At 61.2% G+C, this 18,377-nt stretch carries 14 protein-coding genes, 1 tRNA gene and 1 other RNA gene; 14 read left to right on the forward strand and 2 right to left on the reverse strand.

The window, feature by feature from the left end:
* Positions 1 to 147 precede the first annotated feature (147 nt).
* The 4 genes from dauA (at position 148) to I6L39_RS14580 (ending at position 4,602) form a co-directional block, all read left to right on the forward strand.
* Positions 148 to 1,884 carry a C4-dicarboxylic acid transporter DauA gene (dauA, locus tag I6L39_RS14565; RefSeq protein WP_216990047.1) on the forward strand — a complete coding sequence of 579 codons (1,737 nt, stop codon included), beginning with the start codon at positions 148 to 150 and terminating at the stop codon, positions 1,882 to 1,884.
* 269 nt (positions 1,885 to 2,153) lie between these two features.
* A tRNA-Ser gene (locus I6L39_RS14570) sits at positions 2,154 to 2,241 on the forward strand.
* Between the two features lie 83 nt (positions 2,242 to 2,324).
* Positions 2,325 to 3,581, forward strand: a complete 1,257-nt coding sequence (locus tag I6L39_RS14575; RefSeq protein WP_254203657.1) for a tyrosine-type recombinase/integrase — start codon at positions 2,325 to 2,327, stop codon at positions 3,579 to 3,581.
* A 40-nt stretch (positions 3,582 to 3,621) separates the two neighbouring features.
* Complete coding sequence (locus tag I6L39_RS14580; protein ID WP_026141915.1) at positions 3,622 to 4,602, forward strand: IS5-like element IS5 family transposase; 981 nt, start codon at positions 3,622 to 3,624, stop codon at positions 4,600 to 4,602.
* Positions 4,603 to 4,775: 173 nt separating this feature from the next.
* On the opposite strand, the gene I6L39_RS14585 is transcribed toward I6L39_RS14580, so the two are convergent.
* Positions 4,776 to 5,929 (reverse strand): IS3 family transposase gene (locus I6L39_RS14585; RefSeq protein WP_216990048.1). Its coding sequence is split into 2 segments (ribosomal slippage): positions 4,776 to 5,692 and positions 5,692 to 5,929, totalling 1,155 coding nucleotides; the frame shifts between segments, so codons are not numbered across the junction.
* 183 nt (positions 5,930 to 6,112) lie between these two features.
* Between I6L39_RS14585 and I6L39_RS14590 the strand changes: the two genes are divergently transcribed.
* A non-coding RNA gene (locus I6L39_RS14590) (RtT sRNA) lies at positions 6,113 to 6,240 on the forward strand.
* A gap of 516 nt (positions 6,241 to 6,756) precedes the next feature.
* Here I6L39_RS14590 and I6L39_RS14595 read toward each other — a convergent pair.
* On the reverse strand, positions 6,757 to 7,971 hold the full coding sequence (locus I6L39_RS14595) for a hypothetical protein (protein ID WP_216990049.1): 1,215 nt from the start codon (positions 7,969 to 7,971) through the stop codon (positions 6,757 to 6,759).
* A gap of 874 nt (positions 7,972 to 8,845) precedes the next feature.
* Here I6L39_RS14595 and hybO point away from each other — a divergent pair.
* The 9 genes from hybO to I6L39_RS14640 are packed head-to-tail and all read left to right on the forward strand — an operon-like array spanning position 8,846 to position 18,370.
* Positions 8,846 to 9,979: a hydrogenase 2 small subunit gene (gene hybO, locus I6L39_RS14600; RefSeq protein WP_042075290.1), complete on the forward strand. Its 1,134-nt coding sequence runs from the start codon at positions 8,846 to 8,848 to the stop codon at positions 9,977 to 9,979.
* 2 nt (positions 9,980 to 9,981) lie between these two features.
* Positions 9,982 to 11,031 carry a hydrogenase 2 operon protein HybA gene (gene hybA / locus I6L39_RS14605; RefSeq protein WP_216990050.1) on the forward strand — a complete coding sequence of 350 codons (1,050 nt, stop codon included), beginning with the start codon at positions 9,982 to 9,984 and terminating at the stop codon, positions 11,029 to 11,031.
* A complete protein-coding gene (gene hybB, locus I6L39_RS14610) occupies positions 11,024 to 12,211 on the forward strand; it encodes a Ni/Fe-hydrogenase cytochrome b subunit (protein WP_209791851.1) in 1,188 nt (395 codons plus the stop codon). Before hybA ends, hybB begins: the two co-directional genes overlap by 8 nt.
* On the forward strand, positions 12,208 to 13,911 hold the full coding sequence (gene hybC, locus I6L39_RS14615; protein WP_216990051.1) for a hydrogenase 2 large subunit: 1,704 nt from the start codon (positions 12,208 to 12,210) through the stop codon (positions 13,909 to 13,911). Before hybB ends, hybC begins: the two co-directional genes overlap by 4 nt.
* Positions 13,911 to 14,441, forward strand: coding sequence for a HyaD/HybD family hydrogenase maturation endopeptidase (locus I6L39_RS14620; RefSeq protein WP_216990052.1), 531 nt, complete (start codon positions 13,911 to 13,913; stop codon positions 14,439 to 14,441). The genes hybC and I6L39_RS14620 overlap by 1 nt, the downstream gene beginning before the upstream one ends.
* A complete protein-coding gene (gene hybE / locus I6L39_RS14625) occupies positions 14,423 to 14,953 on the forward strand; it encodes a hydrogenase-2 assembly chaperone (RefSeq protein ID WP_216990053.1) in 531 nt (176 codons plus the stop codon). The genes I6L39_RS14620 and hybE overlap by 19 nt, the downstream gene beginning before the upstream one ends.
* A 21-nt stretch (positions 14,954 to 14,974) precedes the next feature.
* A complete protein-coding gene (locus tag I6L39_RS14630) occupies positions 14,975 to 16,573 on the forward strand; it encodes an ABC transporter substrate-binding protein (RefSeq protein WP_216990054.1) in 1,599 nt (532 codons plus the stop codon).
* Complete coding sequence (locus I6L39_RS14635; protein WP_216990055.1) at positions 16,558 to 17,562, forward strand: ABC transporter permease; 1,005 nt, start codon at positions 16,558 to 16,560, stop codon at positions 17,560 to 17,562. Before I6L39_RS14630 ends, I6L39_RS14635 begins: the two co-directional genes overlap by 16 nt.
* A complete protein-coding gene (locus I6L39_RS14640; RefSeq protein WP_216990056.1) occupies positions 17,552 to 18,370 on the forward strand; it encodes an ABC transporter permease in 819 nt (272 codons plus the stop codon). The genes I6L39_RS14635 and I6L39_RS14640 overlap by 11 nt, the downstream gene beginning before the upstream one ends.
* The last annotated feature ends 7 nt before the right edge of the window (positions 18,371 to 18,377 follow it).

Consider the following 18,377-nt stretch of genomic DNA (forward strand, 5'->3'; position numbering starts at 1 on the left):
TTGATCCCGCCCATCGAATTATCGGGCCGGCTCGGGTATGGTTGCTCAGGATACCATCGCCGCGTCGACAGCTCTGCCGGCCCTTGATGATGATCGGGTGCCGGTTCACCCCGGCCTTTGTCTCCTTCTTCTGGTATTACCCTAGACATGCACAATCAAGCTTCCTTACAAGGCGTGAAGCTGGCTATCGCATTGCGCCAATCCTGCATCGACGAACCCTATGGCGTGGCGCGCTTCGGCCGCGACCTCATCGCCGGCATCACGGTCGGCATCATCGCCATCCCGCTCGCCATGGCGCTGGCCATCGCCAGCGGCGTGCCGCCCCAGCACGGCCTCTACACCGCCATCATCGCCGGGATCGTGATCGCCGTGACCGGGGGCTCCCGTTTCTCCATCTCGGGCCCTACCGCCGCCTTCGTGGTGATCCTCTATCCGGTGGCCCAGCAATTCGGGGTGGGGGGACTCTTGATGGCCACCCTGATCTCGGGCTGCTTCCTGGTGGCCATGGGGATGGCGCGGCTCGGGCGCCTCATCGAGTACATTCCGCCTTCGGTCACCCTGGGCTTCACCGGCGGTATCGCCATCGTGATCGCCACTTTGCAGATCAAGGACTTCTTCGGCCTGCAGGTGCCCGATATGCCGGAGACCTATGTCGGCAAGGTGCAGGCGCTGGCCCATGCCCTGCCCAGCTGGCAGTGGGGTGACACGCTCGTCGGGGTGGCCACCCTGGCGGTGTTGTTGCTCTGGCCCAGATTGCGGCTGCCGGTGCCGGGCCACCTGCCCGCCGTGCTGGTGGGGGTGGGCCTGGGTTTTGGCCTGCATCAGTTCGGGGTGGACGTGGCCACCATAGGCAGCAAGTTCAGCTACACCCTGGCCGATGGCACCCAGGGGATGGGGATCCCCCCCATAGCGCCGACCCTGGTGATGCCCTGGGCCCTGCCGGGACCGGACGGGGCGCCGGTGGAGTGGAACCTGGCCGCCATCGAGCGGCTGCTGCCCGCCGCCTTCTCCATGGCCATGCTGGGTGCCATCGAATCCTTGCTCTGCGCCGTGGTGCTGGATGGCATGACGGGTCGCAAGCACAGCTCCAACGGCGAGCTGGTGGGGCAGGGGCTTGGCAACATCCTGGCCCCCTTCTTCGGCGGCATCACGGCGACGGCCGCCATCGCCCGCTCCGCCGCCAACGTGCGGGCCGGGGCCACCTCGCCCATCTCCGGCATCGTCCATGCCCTGGTGGTGCTGGCCGCCATCCTGGTGCTGGCCCCCTGGCTCTCCTGGCTGCCGCTCTCTGCCATGGCGGCCCTGCTGCTGCTGGTGGCCTGGAACATGAGCGAGGCCCACAAGGTGGTGGATCTGGTGCGCCGTGCCCCCAGGTCCGACGTGCTGGTGCTGCTGGTCTGCCTGTCTCTCACGGTTATCTTCGACATGGTCATCGCCATCACCTTCGGGGTGATCCTGGCTTCGCTGCTGTTCATGCGGGAAATTGCGAAGATGACCCGGCTGCACAACCTGGCGGAGCACAAGCGCTATGCGAGCGAGGTGCCGGCCCAGACCCTGATCTACAAGATCAACGGGCCCCTGTTCTTTGCGGCGGCGGAGCGGGTCTTCGACGAGTTGCTGGCCCAGGTACGGGATCACAAGGTGCTGATCCTGCAGATGGAGGCGGTCTCCATCCTGGATGCGGGGGGACTCTCCGCCTTCCAGCAGTTTGCCAGACGGATGGCCAAGTCGGGTGTCCGGCTCAAGGTGGCCGAGTTGCAGTTCCAGCCCCTCAAGACCCTGGCCCGGGGCAAGGTGCGCCCGGTGGCGGGGGAGTTGGAGTTCTACGGTTCGCTGGAAGAGGCCATTCGAGGAGAACATTTGCACGAAGCGGTTGAAAATTGATGGAAAGGGATAGGAAACGGCAACTTTTTGGTCACTTGGTTCGCTAATTGAGCAATCAGTGGCAAAAGATAAAAAATTGGATTGACCGGCCCGCTCCTATCCCTTACATTACGCCCCGTTCCAGCGCAGCAGCGCAACGAACCCGTGTTGGCTGAACACGTTAAATCACAGACAGAACTTTGGTGGGGTGCCCGAGGGCTGCCCACGACGAAGTTGGCAAGAAGCACGCATCGCGTGATACGAAAGCCACTTCAAAGAAGTGAAAATTTGGTGAGGTGTCCGAGTGGCTGAAGGAGCACGCCTGGAAAGTGTGTATACGGCAACGTATCGAGGGTTCGAATCCCTCCCTCACCGCCAAATATAACCCGTTGAATTTCAACGGGTTTTTTCATTTCTAGACTTACGTGATTTTTTTCCTGGATCAACTGGGTGGAACAATCATGTATCTGAGTAAAAATGCCTCCGGCACCTACTACACTCGTCTCCCGCTGCCTAAGTCACTACGTGACCGTGGCTTGCCCTTCGCTATCCGTACTTCCCTTTGCACCAAAGATAGGCAGCTCGCCGTAGACCGCAACCTAGCAGTGGCAGCTCGTACTCGTGCACTAATCGCGGCTACCCCTGCCGATACTACACCCCGCAGTTTCTATCGCTGGATCCGCGCCGATCTAGACGCTTTCAAAGCTGCGGGATTTGCTGCATCTCTTACGCCCTCCCAATCCATTGCTTCCCCCATCGAGTCCTCGACTTGCCCCGCCAAGGGGATTGCCCTTACCCAGGCGTTGACACAGTTTCTCGACGCCAAATCGAGTGAGGGGATCCAACATAAATCCGTGGGCCAGCTCCAACTTCGGATCAACGCCTTCGTCACCTGGGCCAAAGGGGTCAAAGCCGATCAGGTGACCCCAAGCTTGGCGCAGGAGTACCGCAACATCTTGCTGCGCAAGAGCGACATCAGTTTCAAAACTAAGACCGATTATCTGGCAGCCCTGAAACAGTTCTTCCGTTGGTGCGTGGCACTGGACTATTGCAGTCGTAACCCTTTCGATGGGCTGACGGCAGGTAAAAGACCGAACAAACGGGCGGATGAAGAGCGAGTGCGCTGGCATCGCCCTCAACTGGCCCAACTGTTTGCCAGCCTGCGCAGCAAACAATCCCAGAAAGGCAGAAAGTTGAAAATTCAGGACTGGTGGGTGCCCCTGCTGTGCCTATACGCAGGGTTGCGGCCTTCCGAGGCCTGCCAGCTCAAAACTCAGAACATCAAACAGGTTGAGGGGATTTGGTGTTTGATGGTCGATGCGGGAGAGGCGGATCAGCAGCTCAAAACCGTCAATGCGTACCGTACCGTGCCACTGCACAGTGCGTTGATCGGACATCAATTCCTGGACTATGTGGAGAGTCGTCGCAGTCAAGGGAAGGTATTTTTGTTCGATGACCAACCATCAGGCAAAGACGACGACTGGGCGCATAACATCACCTGTCGCTTCCAACGCCACCTCAATGAGGCTGGCATCGTAGGTCAGGGCCGTCCCACGCTTTACGGGCTGCGGCATACCTTCATCGATGAGTTACAGCAGGCGGATGTCGCTGAGCATGTTGTAGCCGAACTTGCGGGACACAGTAAAAACGGCCTGACGTTTGGCCGCTATGGCAAACGTGTGAACATTAGGGAAGGTGCGAACAAGTCCCTGATATGAGATCATGTTTGTCATTTGGAGCCATGGAACAGGGTTCATCATGAGTCATCAACTTACCTTCGCCGACAGTGAATTCAGCAGTAAGCGCCGTCAGACCAGAAAAGAGATTTTCTTGTCCCGCATGGAGCAGATTCTGCCATGGCAAAACATGGTGGAAGTCATCGAGCCGTTTTACCCCAAGGCTGGTAATGGCCGGCGACCTTATCCGCTGGAAACCATGCTACGCATTCACTGCATGCAGCATTGGTACAACCTGAGCGATGGCGCGATGGAAGATGCTCTGTACGAAATCGCCTCCATGCGTCTGTTTGCCCGGTTATCCCTGGATAGCGCCTTGCCGGACCGCACCACCATCATGAACTTCCGCCACCTGCTGGAGCAGCATCAACTGGCCCGCCAATTGTTCAAGACCATCAATCGCTGGCTGGCCGAAGCAGGCGTCATGATGACTCAAGGCACCTTGGTCGATGCCACCATCATTGAGGCTCCCAGCTCGACCAAGAACAAAGAGCAGCAACGCGATCCGCAGATGCATCAGACCAAGAAAGGCAATCAGTGGCACTTTGGCATGAAGGCCCACATTGGTGTCGATGCCAAGAGTGGCCTGACCCACAGCCTAGTCACCACCGCGGCCAACGAGCATGACCTCAATCAGCTGGGTAATCTGCTGCATGGAGAGGAGCAATTTGTCTCAGCCGATGCCGGCTACCAAGGGGCGCCACAGCGCGAGGAGCTGGCCGAGGTGGATGTGGACTGGCTGATCGCCGAGCGCCCCGGCAAGGTAAGAACCTTGAAACAGCATCCACGCAAGAACAAAACGGCCATCAACATCGAATACATGAAAGCCAGCATCCGGGCCAAGGTGGAGCACCCATTTCGCATCATCAAGCGACAGTTCGGCTTCGTGAAAGCCAGATACAAGGGGTTGCTGAAAAACGATAACCAACTGGCGATGTTATTCACGCTGGCCAACCTGTTTCGGGCGGACCAAATGATACGTCAGTGGGAGAGATCTCACTAAAAACTGGGGATAACGCCTTAAATGGCGAAGAAACGGTCTAAATAGGCTGATTCAAGGCATTTGCGGGAGAAAAAATCGGCTCAAACATGAAGAAATGAAATGACTGAGTCAGCCGAGAAGAATTTCCCCGCTTATTCGCACCTTCCCTAGAGAAGTGAATCGCCCCGGCTTCTCTAGACACTTTCGAGCCGCTCGAAATATTGCTTTTCACACTCTACTGGCGATAGCCCATTGTTGAAACTGTGCCGGCGCTTGGGGTTGTAAAACATTTCAATGTAATCGAACACATCCTGCCGGGCTTCCTCGCGATCCGCATAGGTTTTACGTCGGATCCGCTCGCGTTTTAGGAGCTGGAAGAAACTCTCCGCCACCGCGTTATCATGACAATTGCCACGTCTGCTCATGCTGGCCTTAAGCCGATGATCCCGCAAAAAATCCTGCCAGTCATAGCTGCTAAACTGGCTCCCTTGGTCGGAATGAACCAGCACTTCCTGCTCCGGTCGCCGTCGCCACACCGCCATCAGTAACGCGCTGATAGCCAGCTCTCGGTCGATACGTGGCCCCATTGACCAACCAATGACTTGTCGTGAGAACAAATCCAATACCGCGGCCAGATAGAGCCAACCTTCATGGGTTCGGATATAAGTGATGTCTGTTACCCAGACCTTATTTGGCTCAGTCACATCGAACTGGCGTTCAAGATGGTTCGGTGCAACCACCGTTGGCCGGCCACCATAATGACCGGGACGGCGGCGATAACCGGTTTGTGAACGTAAACCTTCATGACGCATTAATCGCGCCACCCGGTGTTTCCCACAGGTCTCGCCCATCTCTCGCAGGTCATCCCGGATCTTGCGATAACCATAGATGCCCCCGCTTTCTAGCCAACATTGCTTGATCTGGCCAAGAAGGCGTTGGTCTTCCAGGGCTCGGGCAGATAAAGGCTGGTGCTGCCAGGCGTAATAACCGCTCGGGTGGACATTCATCATCCGACACAGTCTGCGGATGGGATGTGCGGACGCGTGCTCCCGGATGAAGGCGTACCTTACCCTGACAGCTTGGCAAAGTACGCGGCGGCCTTTTTTAAGATATCTCGCTCATCGGTGACGCGACGCAGTTCAGCCTTGAGGCGCCGAATTTCGGCTTGCTGGCTGGAGTCATCCTGTTGCTGCGCTTCGGGTTGGCTGTAGCGTTTGATCCAGACATAAAGACTGTGGCTGGAAATACCAAGTCGTTCAGCGACCTCTGCTACTGGGTAATTGCGCTCAGTCACCTGCTTGACGGCTGCCAGTTTGAATTCTTTTGTGTAACGTTGCTGCTTGCTCATAACACCTCCTGATTGACCTCAGTTTGAGGCTCTTGAGGTGTCTAGGAAAGTAGGGGCGATTCATACGGTGACTCCAGATAACACGGTAGGGGTACCGTTTTGTTATCCGGTTTGAAGCCGTATGACCACTCCCTTTTGTGGGCAACTGTCAGGTGAATACCATCTCCATACAGACCACATCCCCTGATGTCCAAAGAGGGAGGGTGAGAACCCTCGCCGGTTCGAGCAGAGCGGCTTGCCGCGATGAACGGCCAACGGCCGCCCCGAAGGGGTGAGCCACGCAGTGGCGAATCATCCCTCCCTCACCGCCAAATAAAACAAAAGGGCCTGTCGAAAGACAGGCCCTTTTGTTTTATCCGGTGACGGGCGGCTCGGTTCTAACCCTGGTTCGACAGGCGGGCAGGAAAGCCCGCCTGGACGGCCAGAGGCCGCCCGCAGGGCGAGCGCCAGGGATGGCGCGAGTCAATCCCGACCCATCCTCAGATGTTAGAACCGACCTGATGGTCGGTTTTTTGCTTTGGGGAAGAATGATCCGCTCATGTTGAAGAGGGGGGGGGAGAACTCTCGCCGGGTTCGAGCAGGGCAGCTTGCTGCGATGAACGGCCGCAGACCGCCCCGAAGGGGTGAGCCACGCAGTGGCGCATCATCCCTCCCTCACCGCCAAATTACAAAAAACCGACCCCAGGTTCGGTTTTTTGGTTTCGGGGTCGGCCAATCTCGGGAGCCGATGAGGGAGGGGGAGCCCCTTGCCGACGGCGGGCGTTTCCCCGCTACTGCCAGCCCATAATCTCCCCTCTCCCGGCTCTGTTGCGGGCCCGGCCTATTGCTCAGAAGATCACCCCGACCAGCCTGTCGAGCAGCGTCTCGAAGGAGAACAGAGTGAGGAGCAGGGGCAGGAAGGGGGCGACGGTGGCCAGTACCAGTTGCAGGAACATGTCCCGGCTAAATGGCATGGGCCTGATCTCCTTGATGATGGCGTAGGCGTTGCCCAGATCGGCGAGGGACTGGATATCGGCGGCGCCGAGCAGGGTTTCCCCGTCCCGATCGGCCGTGCGCAGCCATCTGTGCTCGAAACTGCGGCTGTATTCGGCCGCGAGGGCGCCATATTCCCGCAGCCCCTGGCGCTTGGCCTTCAGGATATGAGGGGTGAAGACCGCCAGGGGAGCCAGCACGAGCAGCAGGCCGAAACCGGCGAGCAGTATGATCTCCGGCTTGTAGGCGGTCAGCACGGCGGCGTCATGGAAGATCCGGTTGGCGATGAACCCGGCAAGCTGGGCACCCAGTGCGGTTAGCAGAGGCGAGTAGGCATAGGCCGAGCCGCCGAGAAAGCCGAGGCCGCAGTTGCGATCCGGATGGGTCGGCATGAGGACGAGCGGGATCCGGGATACCTGCCAGAGGAAGCGGGCCCAGATCAGGATCCGGTAGAGCCAGCGCAGGAGCAGGAACTGGATGATGGGGTTGCTCACCCAGAAGAACCAGAATCCGGGCAGGGTCAGGGACACATGCCCCTCCTGAAGGGTGGCGTACCAGGTGGAGGAGTTCAGCACAAAGGTACTGGTCCGGATGAAGTAGCCCATGGAGAAGACGAAGAGGATGAGGCCGATCTCCACGGGAATCGAATTTCGCCAGCTCATGGCGCTGCGAATGGCCTCGTGGAAACGAGGCATGGAGAGCGGGTCTATCAACCCGCGCTCGACAAACTGGCTGACGATCCCACGGATGCGCTGGTGGACGATCAGCTCGGCAAACACCAGCAGGGAGACGCAGATGAGGAAACGGACATGGGTCTCGATGTCCAGCAGGAAGGGCACGGCCACGCCCTGCAGCAGGCTGCCCTCCCAGCCGCACAGCAGCAGGAGGGGGATCCAGCAGATCCCGCACAGGATGAGGATCCGTCGCCTGATATGGGCCTCGATATCGCCAAGGTGGGCCCGGCTCCACAACTGGTAGAGGGGACCACCCAGAATGAGGGAAAAGTTGGCTGGATCCGAAAGCTGAGGGGAGAGCGGATCGGGCGGGGCGACAGGCTTGTGGTGGGACATGATGTGATCACCTTTATGTGTGTGATGACGATGGCATCCGGCGAGAGTGGGCCGCTTTCTTGTTCAACGTGAGGGCGGTACACGCCGGCATCGGGAGCTGGCGCCATGGGTGTCGTAAGAGCTCCCGTGATCGCCGCGCCTCTTGTCTGTCGTGAGCCCGGATGGGCAGGGCAGGCAGGGGAAAATCACGGCCAGCGCCATGGGATGACACCAATGGGTCTGAACCAGCCCCCATGGTGATAGGTATAGCGCTCGCCATGTAAGCGGTGTGATAACCGAGCAACATTTTTGCGTGGTGTGAACAAGTTATATGTGAAGGGCATAATGGAAATGCTGTGTGCTGATGATGTAGCTGAACACAACCCGGCCAGAACCCAGCCAAAGTGTGATCTTCATCCAATTGAGTCAACAAGGGCCTCTGCTGCCAACTAACGCCGTTATTTTATTTGATGGCCTGAAACGTATTTCCTGCAGTCATCATGCATTGATTAATTTATTCAATGCCCGGCGAGTCAATGGCTTGATTCAACAGCGACGGACCTTGCCTCAACAGACCCTGAGGAGATGAAGTGAAGGGTTAACAGGGGCTGAAGACAAATTCTGTGACTACGCTTTTATTTTTCAATATTCATTGTCGGAGTTTATATGAACTTAATTCACATATTGATTGATATGCTCCTTTTGGGGTATTTTAGGTTGCAAAGATAAAAAATAAGTGCATGTTATATATAGCTTTTTATTTTCACCTCACTGGATCTGGAGCGCATTAAAGTGTGGTGACTTGATAAAGATCAACATAAAGGAGGAGGGGGAGGAATAGCATTCCCGCCATTAAGCATTTGTCAAACAATGCTCACTGACGGGAATAAGAAGAATGGTCGAGGATACTTTTTTATCGGCTCATGGAATTAATCGCCGTGATTTTATGAAATTGTGCGCCGGGATGGCCGCAACCCTTGGATTAAGCCAGCATGCGGTGGCCAAGATGGCTACCGCGCTCACCAGCCCCGAGCGGCCACCGGTGATCTGGATTGGGGCGCAGGAGTGCACCGGTTGCACCGAGTCGCTGCTGCGCGCTACCCACCCCACCATAGAGAACCTGATCCTCAACACCATTTCGCTCGAGTATCACGAGGTGCTCTCGGCGGCCTTCGGTCATCAGGCCGAAGAGAACAAGCACAATGCCATGGAACGTTACAAGGGCAGGTATGTGCTGGTGGTGGATGGTTCCATCCCGCTCAAGGATGGCGGCATCTACTGCATGGTGGCTGGCGAGCCCATCGTCGACCATATTCGCCGCGCCGCCAGTGACGCCGCCGCCGTCATCGCCATCGGCTCCTGCGCCGCCTGGGGCGGGGTGCCCGCCAGCGGTGGCAACCCGACCGGCGCCGTCAGCCTGGAAGAGGCTCTCGGCAACCTCGGCACGCCGATTATCAATATCCCGGGCTGTCCGCCCAACCCCCACAACTTCCTCACCACGGTCGCCTACTACATCACCTACGGCAAGCTGCCGGCGCTCGATGCCAAGAAGCGCCCGCTGTTTGCCTATGAGCGGCTCATCCACGAAAACTGCGAGCGCCGCCCGCACTTCGACGCCGGCCGCTTCGCCAAGGAGTTTGGCGACGAGGGCCACCGTCAGGGTTGGTGTCTCTACCACCTGGGCTGCAAGGGGCCGGAGACCTACGGCAACTGCTCGACCCTGGAGTTCTGCGACGTGGGCGGCGGCATCTGGCCGGTGGGCATAGGCCATCCCTGCTACGGCTGCAACGAGCAGGGGGTGGGGTTCAGCAAGGGGATCTTCCAGCTCGCCAAGGTGGAAAATCCGACCCCCAGGGTGGAGAAACCCGACGTGGCCATTCAGGAGGGGGGGCATATCTCGCCCACCGCCACCGGCCTTATCGGGGGCGCCCTCGGGGTGCTGGTCGGGGTGAGCCTGATGACGGTGCGCGAGCTCGGTCGCCAGCAGAAGCGCCACGAAGCCGGGCAGCACCCATCACGGGAGGAGTGACCGTGAACAGACGCAACTTCCTCAAATTCGCCTCCGTCGGTGCGCTGGCGGCGGGCGCCACTATGCCGGGCACCGCCATGGCCGGGGCCCAGAACAAGCCGCCCATCCCCGGCGCCCTTGGCATGCTCTACGACTCCACCCTCTGCGTCGGCTGCCAGGCCTGCGTGGCCGAGTGTCAGCGCCTCAACGGCAACCCGGCCAATCCGGCTGACACCACCTGGTCTGGCAACGACAAGCTGAGCCCCTACACCAACAACATCATCCAGGTGTGGAAGAGCGGCACCGGCGAGCACAAGGATCAGCTGGTGGATGGCTACGCCTACATCAAGAAGCAGTGCATGCACTGCGTCGATCCCAACTGCGTCTCCGTCTGCCCGGTGCAGGCGCTGACCAAGGATCCCAGGACCGGCATAGTCCACTACGACCCGAGCGTCTGCACCGGTTGCCGCTACTGCATGGTGGGCTGCCCGTTCGACGTGCCCAAATATGACTACGACAACCCGTTCGGGGCGATCCACAAGTGCGAGCTCTGCAACCAGAAGGGGCTTGAGCGCATCGATCAGGGCAAGTTGCCCGGCTGCGTGGAGGTGTGCCCCACCGGCGCCGTCATCTTCGGCACCCGCGAGGAGCTGATGGCCGAGGCCAAGCGCCGGCTGCTGGCGACCCCGGGCAGCGAATATGCCTACCCGCGCCAGACCCTCTCCGCCAACGACCCTTACCTGCATCAGGTGCCGAGCTACCAGCCCTACGTCTATGGCGAGAAGGAGGGGGGCGGCACCCAGGTGCTGGTGCTGGCCGGGGTGCCCTATACCAAGCTCGATATGCCTGACTTGCCGGAGCTCTCCTCCGGGGCGCGCTCCGAGCACATCCAGCACACCCTCTACAAGGGGATGGTGCTGCCCATGGTGGTGCTGACCGGGCTCTCTGTGCTCATTCGCCGCAACAGCAAGAAGAACGGCCACGATCACCACGATCACCAGGGGGACGAGGGCCATGGGCCGGGCAGCCGCCCGGATCAGGGATCGACAAAGGGAGGCAAGGATCATGAGTAGTCACAAGGCACATCCGCTGGGGGGCAGGCTGGTCAGCTGGCCCGTGCTGGTGCTGGCCCCCTTCGCGGTGCTATGCGCCATGCTGATCCTCAAGCGCCTGGTGTTCGGACTGGGCTCGGTCACCGATCTCAACGGCGGCTATCCCTGGGGGCTCTGGATCTCCTTTGACCTCTTGATCGGCACCGGCTTCGCCTGCGGCGGCTGGGCACTGGCCTGGGCGGTCTACGTCTTCAACCGGGGCGAGTATCATCCCCTGGTGCGGCCGGCCCTGCTGGCGAGCCTGTTCGGCTATTCCTTGGGCGGCCTCTCCATCACCATAGACGTCGGCCGTTACTGGAACCTGCCCTACTTCTATCTGCCCGGTCACTTCAACACCTCTTCGGTGCTGTTCGAGACGGCGGTCTGCATGACCATCTACATCGGGGTGATGGCGCTGGAGTTCGCCCCCGTGCTGCTGGAGAAGTTCGGCTGGAAGAGCTCCATGGCCCGGCTCAACAAGATCATGTTCTTCATCCTGGCGCTCGGGGCCCTGCTGCCCACCATGCACCAGTCCTCCATGGGATCCCTGATGATAGTGGCGGGGGAGAAGATCCATCCGCTCTGGCAGAGCTACGAGCTGCTGCCGGTCTTCTCCTTGCTGACCGCCTTCATCATGGGCTTCTCCATCGTCGTGTTCGAGGGCTCCCTGGTGCAGGCGGGGCTGGCGGGGCGCGGCCCCAACGAGAAGTCGCTCTTCTACAAGCTGACCCAGGTGATCGACATCTTCCTGATCCTGTTCGTGGCGCTGCGCTTTGCCGAGATCGTCATCAACGACAAGTCGGAGTACCTCTCCGAGTGGAACCGCTACGCCTTGATGTTCTGGAGCGAGATCGCGCTGATGATCTTCCCGCTGCTGGTGTTCCACTGGGACAAGAGCCGCCGCGATTCGCGCATGTTGTTCCTGGGGGCCCTCAGCATGCTGCTGGGCGCCGCCCTCTGGCGACTGGACTACTCCCTGCTCGCCTTCAACCCCGGCAATGGCTACCACTACTTCCCCTCCGCGACGGAAGTGCTGATCTCCCTGGGCTTCGTCGCCATCGAGGTGTGTGCCTATTTGCTGCTGATCCGGCTGCTGCCGGTACTGCCATCACTTGAACGTGTTCACCAAGATTATCAGGCCCGAGGGAAAGCCAACGTATGAGCCAACGTATCACCATAGACCCCATCACCCGCATCGAGGGGCACCTGCGTATCGACTGTGAAATCGAAGGCGGCGTCGTCACCAAGGCCTGGTCGTCCGGCACCATGTGGCGCGGGATGGAGGAGATCGTCAAGGGCCAGGACCCGCGCGATGCCTGGATGATAGTGCAGCGCATCTGCGGGGTGTGCACCTCCATTCACGCCATCGCCTCGGTGCGGGCGGTGGAGAACGCCATCGGCGCCAAGGTGCCGGTCAACGCCCAGTACATCCGCAACCTGATCATTGCGGCCCACAACATCCACGATCACATCGTCCACTTCTATCAGCTCTCCGCGCTGGACTGGGTGGATATCACCGCGGCCCTCGAGGCCAGTCCGCAAAAAGCGGCCGACCTGCTCAAGGGGGTATCGACCTGGTCCCTCAACAGCGCCGACGAGCTGACCAAGGTGCAGGACAAGATCCGCGCCCTGGTGGCGAGCGGCCAGCTCGGCATCTTTGCCAACGGCTACTGGGGCCACAAGGCGATGAAACTGAGCCCGGAGGTGAACCTCATCGCCGTGGCCCACTACCTGCAGGCACTGGAGTGTCAGCGCGATGCCAACCGCATCGTCGCCATCCTCGGCGGCAAGACTCCCCACATCCAGAACCTGGCGGTGGGCGGGGTGGCCAACCCCATCAACCTGGATGCACCGAGCGTGCTCAACCTGGAGCGGCTGCTCTACGTGAAGAGCTTTATCGACCGGCTCGGCGAGTTCATCGAGCAGGTCTACAAGGTGGATGCCGCCATCATAGCCGCGCACTACCCCGAGTGGCTGAACCTGGGGCAGGGGGCCAAGCACTACCTGAGCGTGCCGGAGCTCCCCACCGACGCCGACGGCGGCAGCTTCCTGATGCCGGGCGGCTATATCGAGAATGGGAATCTGGCGGGTTATCGTCCCATCGAGAGCCATCAGGACGCCTGGCTGATGGATGGCATCGCCGAGAGCAACAAGCACGCCTGGTACAAGGATGACGAGCCCCTCAAGCCGTGGGAGGGCAAGACCGAACCGAACTACACCGGCTGGCAGGATGACGGCAAATACTCCTGGGTCAAATCCCCCACCTTCTACGGCAAGGTGGTGGAGGTGGGGCCGCTCGCAGACCTCCTGGTCAAGCTCGCCGCCAAGCACCCGGAGTCGGTGGCGCATTTCGATCAGCTTAACGGTCTCTACAAGGCGCTGACCGGTTCAGCCATCAAGACTGAACAGCTGCACTCCACCCTGGGCCGCATCATCGGCCGCGCGGTGCGCTGCTGTGTGCTGAAAGATACCCTGGCGCACCAGTGGAAGGCGCTGGTGGACAACATCGGCAAGGGGGATGTCAGCGCCTATATCAAGGCCGAGATCCCGGCGGACAAGGAGTTTCGCGGGGTGGGCTTTGAAGAGGCGCCGCGCGGCATGCTATCCCACTGGGTAGTCATCAAGGGCGGCAAGATCGAGAACTATCAGGCGGTGGTGCCCTCCACCTGGAACTCGGGCCCGCGCAACTTCAACGACGAACCCGGCCCCTACGAGCAATCCCTGGTAGGCACCCCGGTGGCCGATCCGGCCAAGCCGCTGGAGGTGGTGCGCACCATTCACTCGTTCGACCCCTGCATGTCCTGCGCGGTGCACGTGGTGGATACCCAGAGCGGCGACGTGACTCAGGTGAAGGTGCTGTGATGAACACCCTGATCCTGGGCGTGGGCAACCTGCTGTTGAGTGACGAGGCCGTCGGGGTGCGGATCGTCGAGGGGCTGGAGCGCGACTACCGCTTCGCCCCCGACATCGAGCTGCTCGATGGCGGCACCGCCGGCATGGAGCTGCTCGAAGCCATGGCCAGTCGCGACCACATCATCTTGGCGGACGCGGTGCGCAGCGGCAATCCGCCGGGTACCGTGGTGACCCTGAAAGATGAGGAGATCCCGACCCTGTTCGGTCGCAAGATCTCCCCCCATCAGCTGGGGCTGGCGGACGTGCTCTCGGCGCTGCACATGACGGGGGAATCCCCCAGGCGGCTCACCCTGATCGGGGTCGAGCCTGAATCCCTCGAGCCTCGCATCGGCCTCACTCCCGTGGTGGCGGCGGCGCTGGGGGAGGCGACGGATCGGATCCTGACCCTGTTGGCCAGTCTGGGTGCTCCGGCCATCCCGCTCTCTGAGCAGGAGAAGGCCGAGCGAGCGCGGGAGGGCGTATGGCGCAATCCATGGTGAATGAGGCTGTGAACGAAGCCGCGACAGAGCCGGCGCAGGAGTTTGCCGGTTTTGCCACCAATCCCGCGCCTCTGCTGGTAGCCCAGTACGAGCGGATCGCCCGGGAGGAGATGCAAGGGCTGCCCTTCTATCACCCGGCCATGCCCATAGTGGCCGAGTGCACCCTGTTTGAAGGGCAGTGGCTCGGCTGCGTGCTCACCCCCTGGATGCTCTGCGTGGTGGTGCTGCCCGGGCCGGATCAGCTCTGGCCGGTGCGTGGCAGCCGCGATCGGCTCGCCCTGCAGCTCCCCTGCGGCAACCTGACCTTTATGGTGGGAGAATTGCCCGAGACGGGGCAGTTGCTGGCCTGTTCGCTCATGTCCCCCATCGACCCGCATCTCGGCGCCGACGAGGGGCGCACGCTGGTGAGCAGCACCCTCAAGATGTTGCTTTCGCTTCCGGTGCAGCAGGGGGCTGGCGGCGTGGATCTGGGGCGCCGACGACTGTTCGGTGTCCTGCGCCGAGGTGAATGAACGAGGCGAACAAGGAGTTTCATGACAATCCCATTCTTTGGCCGTCGCAGTGGGCTCGCGGCCGCTGTGCTGGCCCTGCTCTCGGGCGGCCTCTCTTTCGCCGCGCTGGCTACCCAGCCCGTCCCCGCCGAACTCACGCTCGCCATCGGCGCTGAACCTACCGAAGGGTTCGACCCTCTGCTCGGCTGGAGCCACGGCAGCCATCTGCTGCTGCACAGCCCGCTGCTCAAGCAAAACGCCGACCTCGGCTGGCAGAACGTGCTCACCCAATCGGTGACCCCGAACCAGGATGGCAAGGGGTGGCTTATCCGCCTCAAGCCGGATCTGACATTCTCCAACGGCGCGCCGCTCACCGCCGAGGACGTGGCCTTTACCTACAACAGCGCAGCCCGGGGCGGCGGCAAGATCGACATGGGCAACTTTGTCTCGGCCAAGGTGCTCTCGCCTACCGACGTTGCCATATCTTTAAGCGCCCCCCAGAGCACCTTCGTCAACGTGCTGGGATCGCTCGGGATAGTGTCGAAGCAGGATTACGATCCCAAGGCTTACGCCCGCCATCCGGTCGGTGCCGGCCCTTACCGGCTGGTGAGCTTCCTGCCCGGCCAGCAGCTGGTGGTGGAGGCGAACCCCCATTACGCCGGCGGCAACAATGACTTCAAGCGGCTGGTGTTTGTCTTTATCGATGAAGAGAGCGCCTATGCCGCCGCCCGGAGCAGCCAGCTCGACCTGGTGCGCATCGCCCCGTCGCTGGCCCCCACAGTCCCTGCCTCCCTCAAGCTGTGGGTGCGGCCAAGCGCGGAGAACCGCGGCATCGTCTTCCCCATTCCGCCGGCGGGTGGCAAGGATGCCAAGGGTTATCCCATCGGCAACGACGTGACCTCGGACGTGGCGGTGCGCCGCGCCATCAATTATGCCATCGACCGCAAGCTGCTGGCCGATCAGCTGCTGGAAGGGCACGCCATCCCCGCCTACAGCGCGGTAGAAGGCTTGCCCTGGCTGAATAAAGCCACCGCCTTCAAGGATGGGGATGTCGTCCACGCCAACGCCCTGCTCGACGAGGCAGGCTGGAAGAGGGGGAGCGACGGCGTTCGCCACAAGGGCTCCCTGCGCGCCGCCTTTACCCTCTGGTACACCAGTGGCGACAGCACCCGCCGGGATCTGGCGGAAGCGGTGCGGGCCATGCTCAAACCCATCGGCCTCGAGGTGAGCCTCAAATCCGGCAGCTGGGAGCAGGTGGAGCGCGAGATGCACGCCAATCCGGTGCTGATGGGGTGGGGGAGTCTGGATCCCATGGAGCTCTATCACCATTACCAGAGCGGATCCGCTGGGGTGGAGTTCTACAACCCGGGCTATTACCAGAATCCGGTGGTGGATGGCTACCTCAAGCAGGCGCTGGATGCCCCGAACTGGCAGGCGGCCGTGCCGTTCTGGCAGCAGGTGGAGTGGGATGGCAAGCGTGGCGCCGGGGTGCAGGGGGATGCGGCCTGGGCATGGCTGCTCAACGTGCAGCACACTTATCTGGCCAACCGCTGCATCGACCTTGGCAAGGGGGCGCCGGAAATTCACGGTAGCTGGTCTTTGCTGGGCAACCTGCAGGATTGGCGGTGGACGTGCCGCTAAGTTCGTCCACCATGATGACTGCAACTCTGAAAGCCCTGCTGCGTCTGGCAGGGCTGCTCTGTCTGGTCTCTGCTGCCACCTTTGTGCTGCTCAGCCATTCCCCCATCGATCCCATCAAGGCCTATATCGGGAGCGATCTGCTCCATGTGCCGCCCGAGCAGTACGCCCGCATCGCCGCTCGCTGGGGGCTGGATCAGCCGCTCTGGTTGCGTTACTGGCACTGGTTCACCCAGGTGCTGCGGGGGGATCTCGGATACTCCATGCTCTACAACGCGCCTGTGAGCGAGGTGATAGGTCAGCGCTTTGCAGCCTCCTTCCTGCTGCTGGCGGGCGCCTGGCTGCTCTCCGGCTGTTTCGGCATCGGGCTTGGGCTCTGCGCCGGTCGCTATCTCAACCGCTGGCCCGATCGCCTGATCTGCCGCTTTGCCTACCTGCTCGCCTCCTTGCCCACCTTCTGGGTCGGCCTCTTGCTGCTGGCGCTGTTTGCGGTGCACTGGCCACTGCTCCCTGTTTGCTGCGCCTGGACGCCGGGGCTCGCTGCCGATGAGGCGCACTGGTTGATGCGCTTGCGCCATCTGTTGCTGCCGGTGACCACTCTGGCCCTGCTGGGGCTTGGCAATATCGCACTGCACACCCGGGAGCGGGTGGCCGAGGTGCTGGCGAGCGATTTTATTCGCTATGCCCGCGCCCAGGGCGATGGCGGCTGGCCCATGCTGCGCTTTCACGTGCTGCGTCACGCCCTGACCCCGGCCATCTGCCTGCAGTTTGCCTCCCTCGGTGAGCTGATCGGCGGATCGCTCTTGGCAGAGAAGGTCTTCTCCTACCCGGGGCTCGGCCAGGCCACTGTGGATGCGGGGCTGCGGGGAGATATCCCCCTGCTGATGGGGATTGTGCTCTTCTGCACCCTGCTGGTCTTTTTGGGCAACACGGCGGCGCGGGTGCTGCTGGCCCGCATCAACCTGGGCTGGGAGGGTGTGCATGCTGTTTAATCCGCTCCCCTCCCTGCTGCGTCTGGGTTTTGCGCTGATCTGCCTGCTGCTGCTGGCCAGCTACGGCTGGAGCCTCTCTCATCAGGATGTGCCGATGGATCTGCTGGCGCGCCAGCAGCCCCCCTCGCTGGTGCACTGGTTCGGTACCGATCAGATGGGGCGGGATCTCTGGCTGCGGGCCTTTCAGGGTACCTTCACCAGTCTGGAGCTGGGGCTAGGCACGGCCCTTTGCAGCGGCCTGCTGGCCATGGTGGCGGCAAGCCTCTCGCTTATTCATCCCAGGTGCGATGCGGCGGTGCGCCTGGTGATCGATGCCATGCTGGCGCTGCCCCATATGCTGCTGTTGATCCTGATCTGTTTTACCTCAGGGGGCGGCATGCGCGGGGTGATCCTGGCGGTGGCGCTCACCCACTGGCCCAAACTGGCGCTCATTCTCCGCGCCGAGGCGCGGCGGATCGCCTGCAGCGACTACGTGGTGCTGGCCCGCTGTCAGGGGATGGGAGCGCTGCGCCGCTGGCGTACCCACCTGCTGCCGGGGCTGTTGCCCCAGTGGTTTATCGGCACCTTGCTGATGTTCCCCCACGCGGTGCTGCACAGCGCCGCCCTGAGTTTTCTGGGCTTTGGCCTGGCGGCCAACGAGGCCTCGCTGGGGCTACTGCTGGCCGATGCCCTGCGCTATCTGGCTAGCGGTGGCTGGTGGCTGGCCCTCTTCCCCGGTCTGATGCTGCTGACGTTGGTTTTACTGTTTGATCAGGCCACTCGCACCCTGCAACAACTCTGGTTTGGGTTTGGGGGAGATACATGCTGAGTTTTGA

It is taken from the genome of Aeromonas sp. FDAARGOS 1409, assembly GCF_019048705.1.
Classification (GTDB): Bacteria; Pseudomonadota; Gammaproteobacteria; order Enterobacterales; family Aeromonadaceae; genus Aeromonas; species Aeromonas sanarellii.

Excerpts from the sequence above, each read along its gene's own strand:
- hybE (WP_216990053.1), top strand. The coding sequence starts at position 14,423 with ATGGCGCAATCCATGGTGAATGAGGCTGTGAACGAAGCCGCGACAGAG.
- dauA (WP_216990047.1), top strand. The coding sequence starts at position 148 with ATGCACAATCAAGCTTCCTTACAAGGCGTGAAGCTGGCTATCGCATTG.
- hybC (WP_216990051.1), top strand. The coding sequence starts at position 12,208 with ATGAGCCAACGTATCACCATAGACCCCATCACCCGCATCGAGGGGCAC.
- hybO (WP_042075290.1), top strand. The coding sequence starts at position 8,846 with ATGGTCGAGGATACTTTTTTATCGGCTCATGGAATTAATCGCCGTGAT.
- I6L39_RS14580 (WP_026141915.1), top strand. The coding sequence starts at position 3,622 with ATGAGTCATCAACTTACCTTCGCCGACAGTGAATTCAGCAGTAAGCGC.
- I6L39_RS14595 (WP_216990049.1), bottom strand. The coding sequence starts at position 7,971 with ATGTCCCACCACAAGCCTGTCGCCCCGCCCGATCCGCTCTCCCCTCAG.
- I6L39_RS14630 (WP_216990054.1), top strand. The coding sequence starts at position 14,975 with ATGACAATCCCATTCTTTGGCCGTCGCAGTGGGCTCGCGGCCGCTGTG.
- I6L39_RS14620 (WP_216990052.1), top strand. The coding sequence starts at position 13,911 with ATGAACACCCTGATCCTGGGCGTGGGCAACCTGCTGTTGAGTGACGAG.
- I6L39_RS14640 (WP_216990056.1), top strand. The coding sequence starts at position 17,552 with ATGCTGTTTAATCCGCTCCCCTCCCTGCTGCGTCTGGGTTTTGCGCTG.
- I6L39_RS14575 (WP_254203657.1), top strand. The coding sequence starts at position 2,325 with ATGTATCTGAGTAAAAATGCCTCCGGCACCTACTACACTCGTCTCCCG.
- hybB (WP_209791851.1), top strand. The coding sequence starts at position 11,024 with ATGAGTAGTCACAAGGCACATCCGCTGGGGGGCAGGCTGGTCAGCTGG.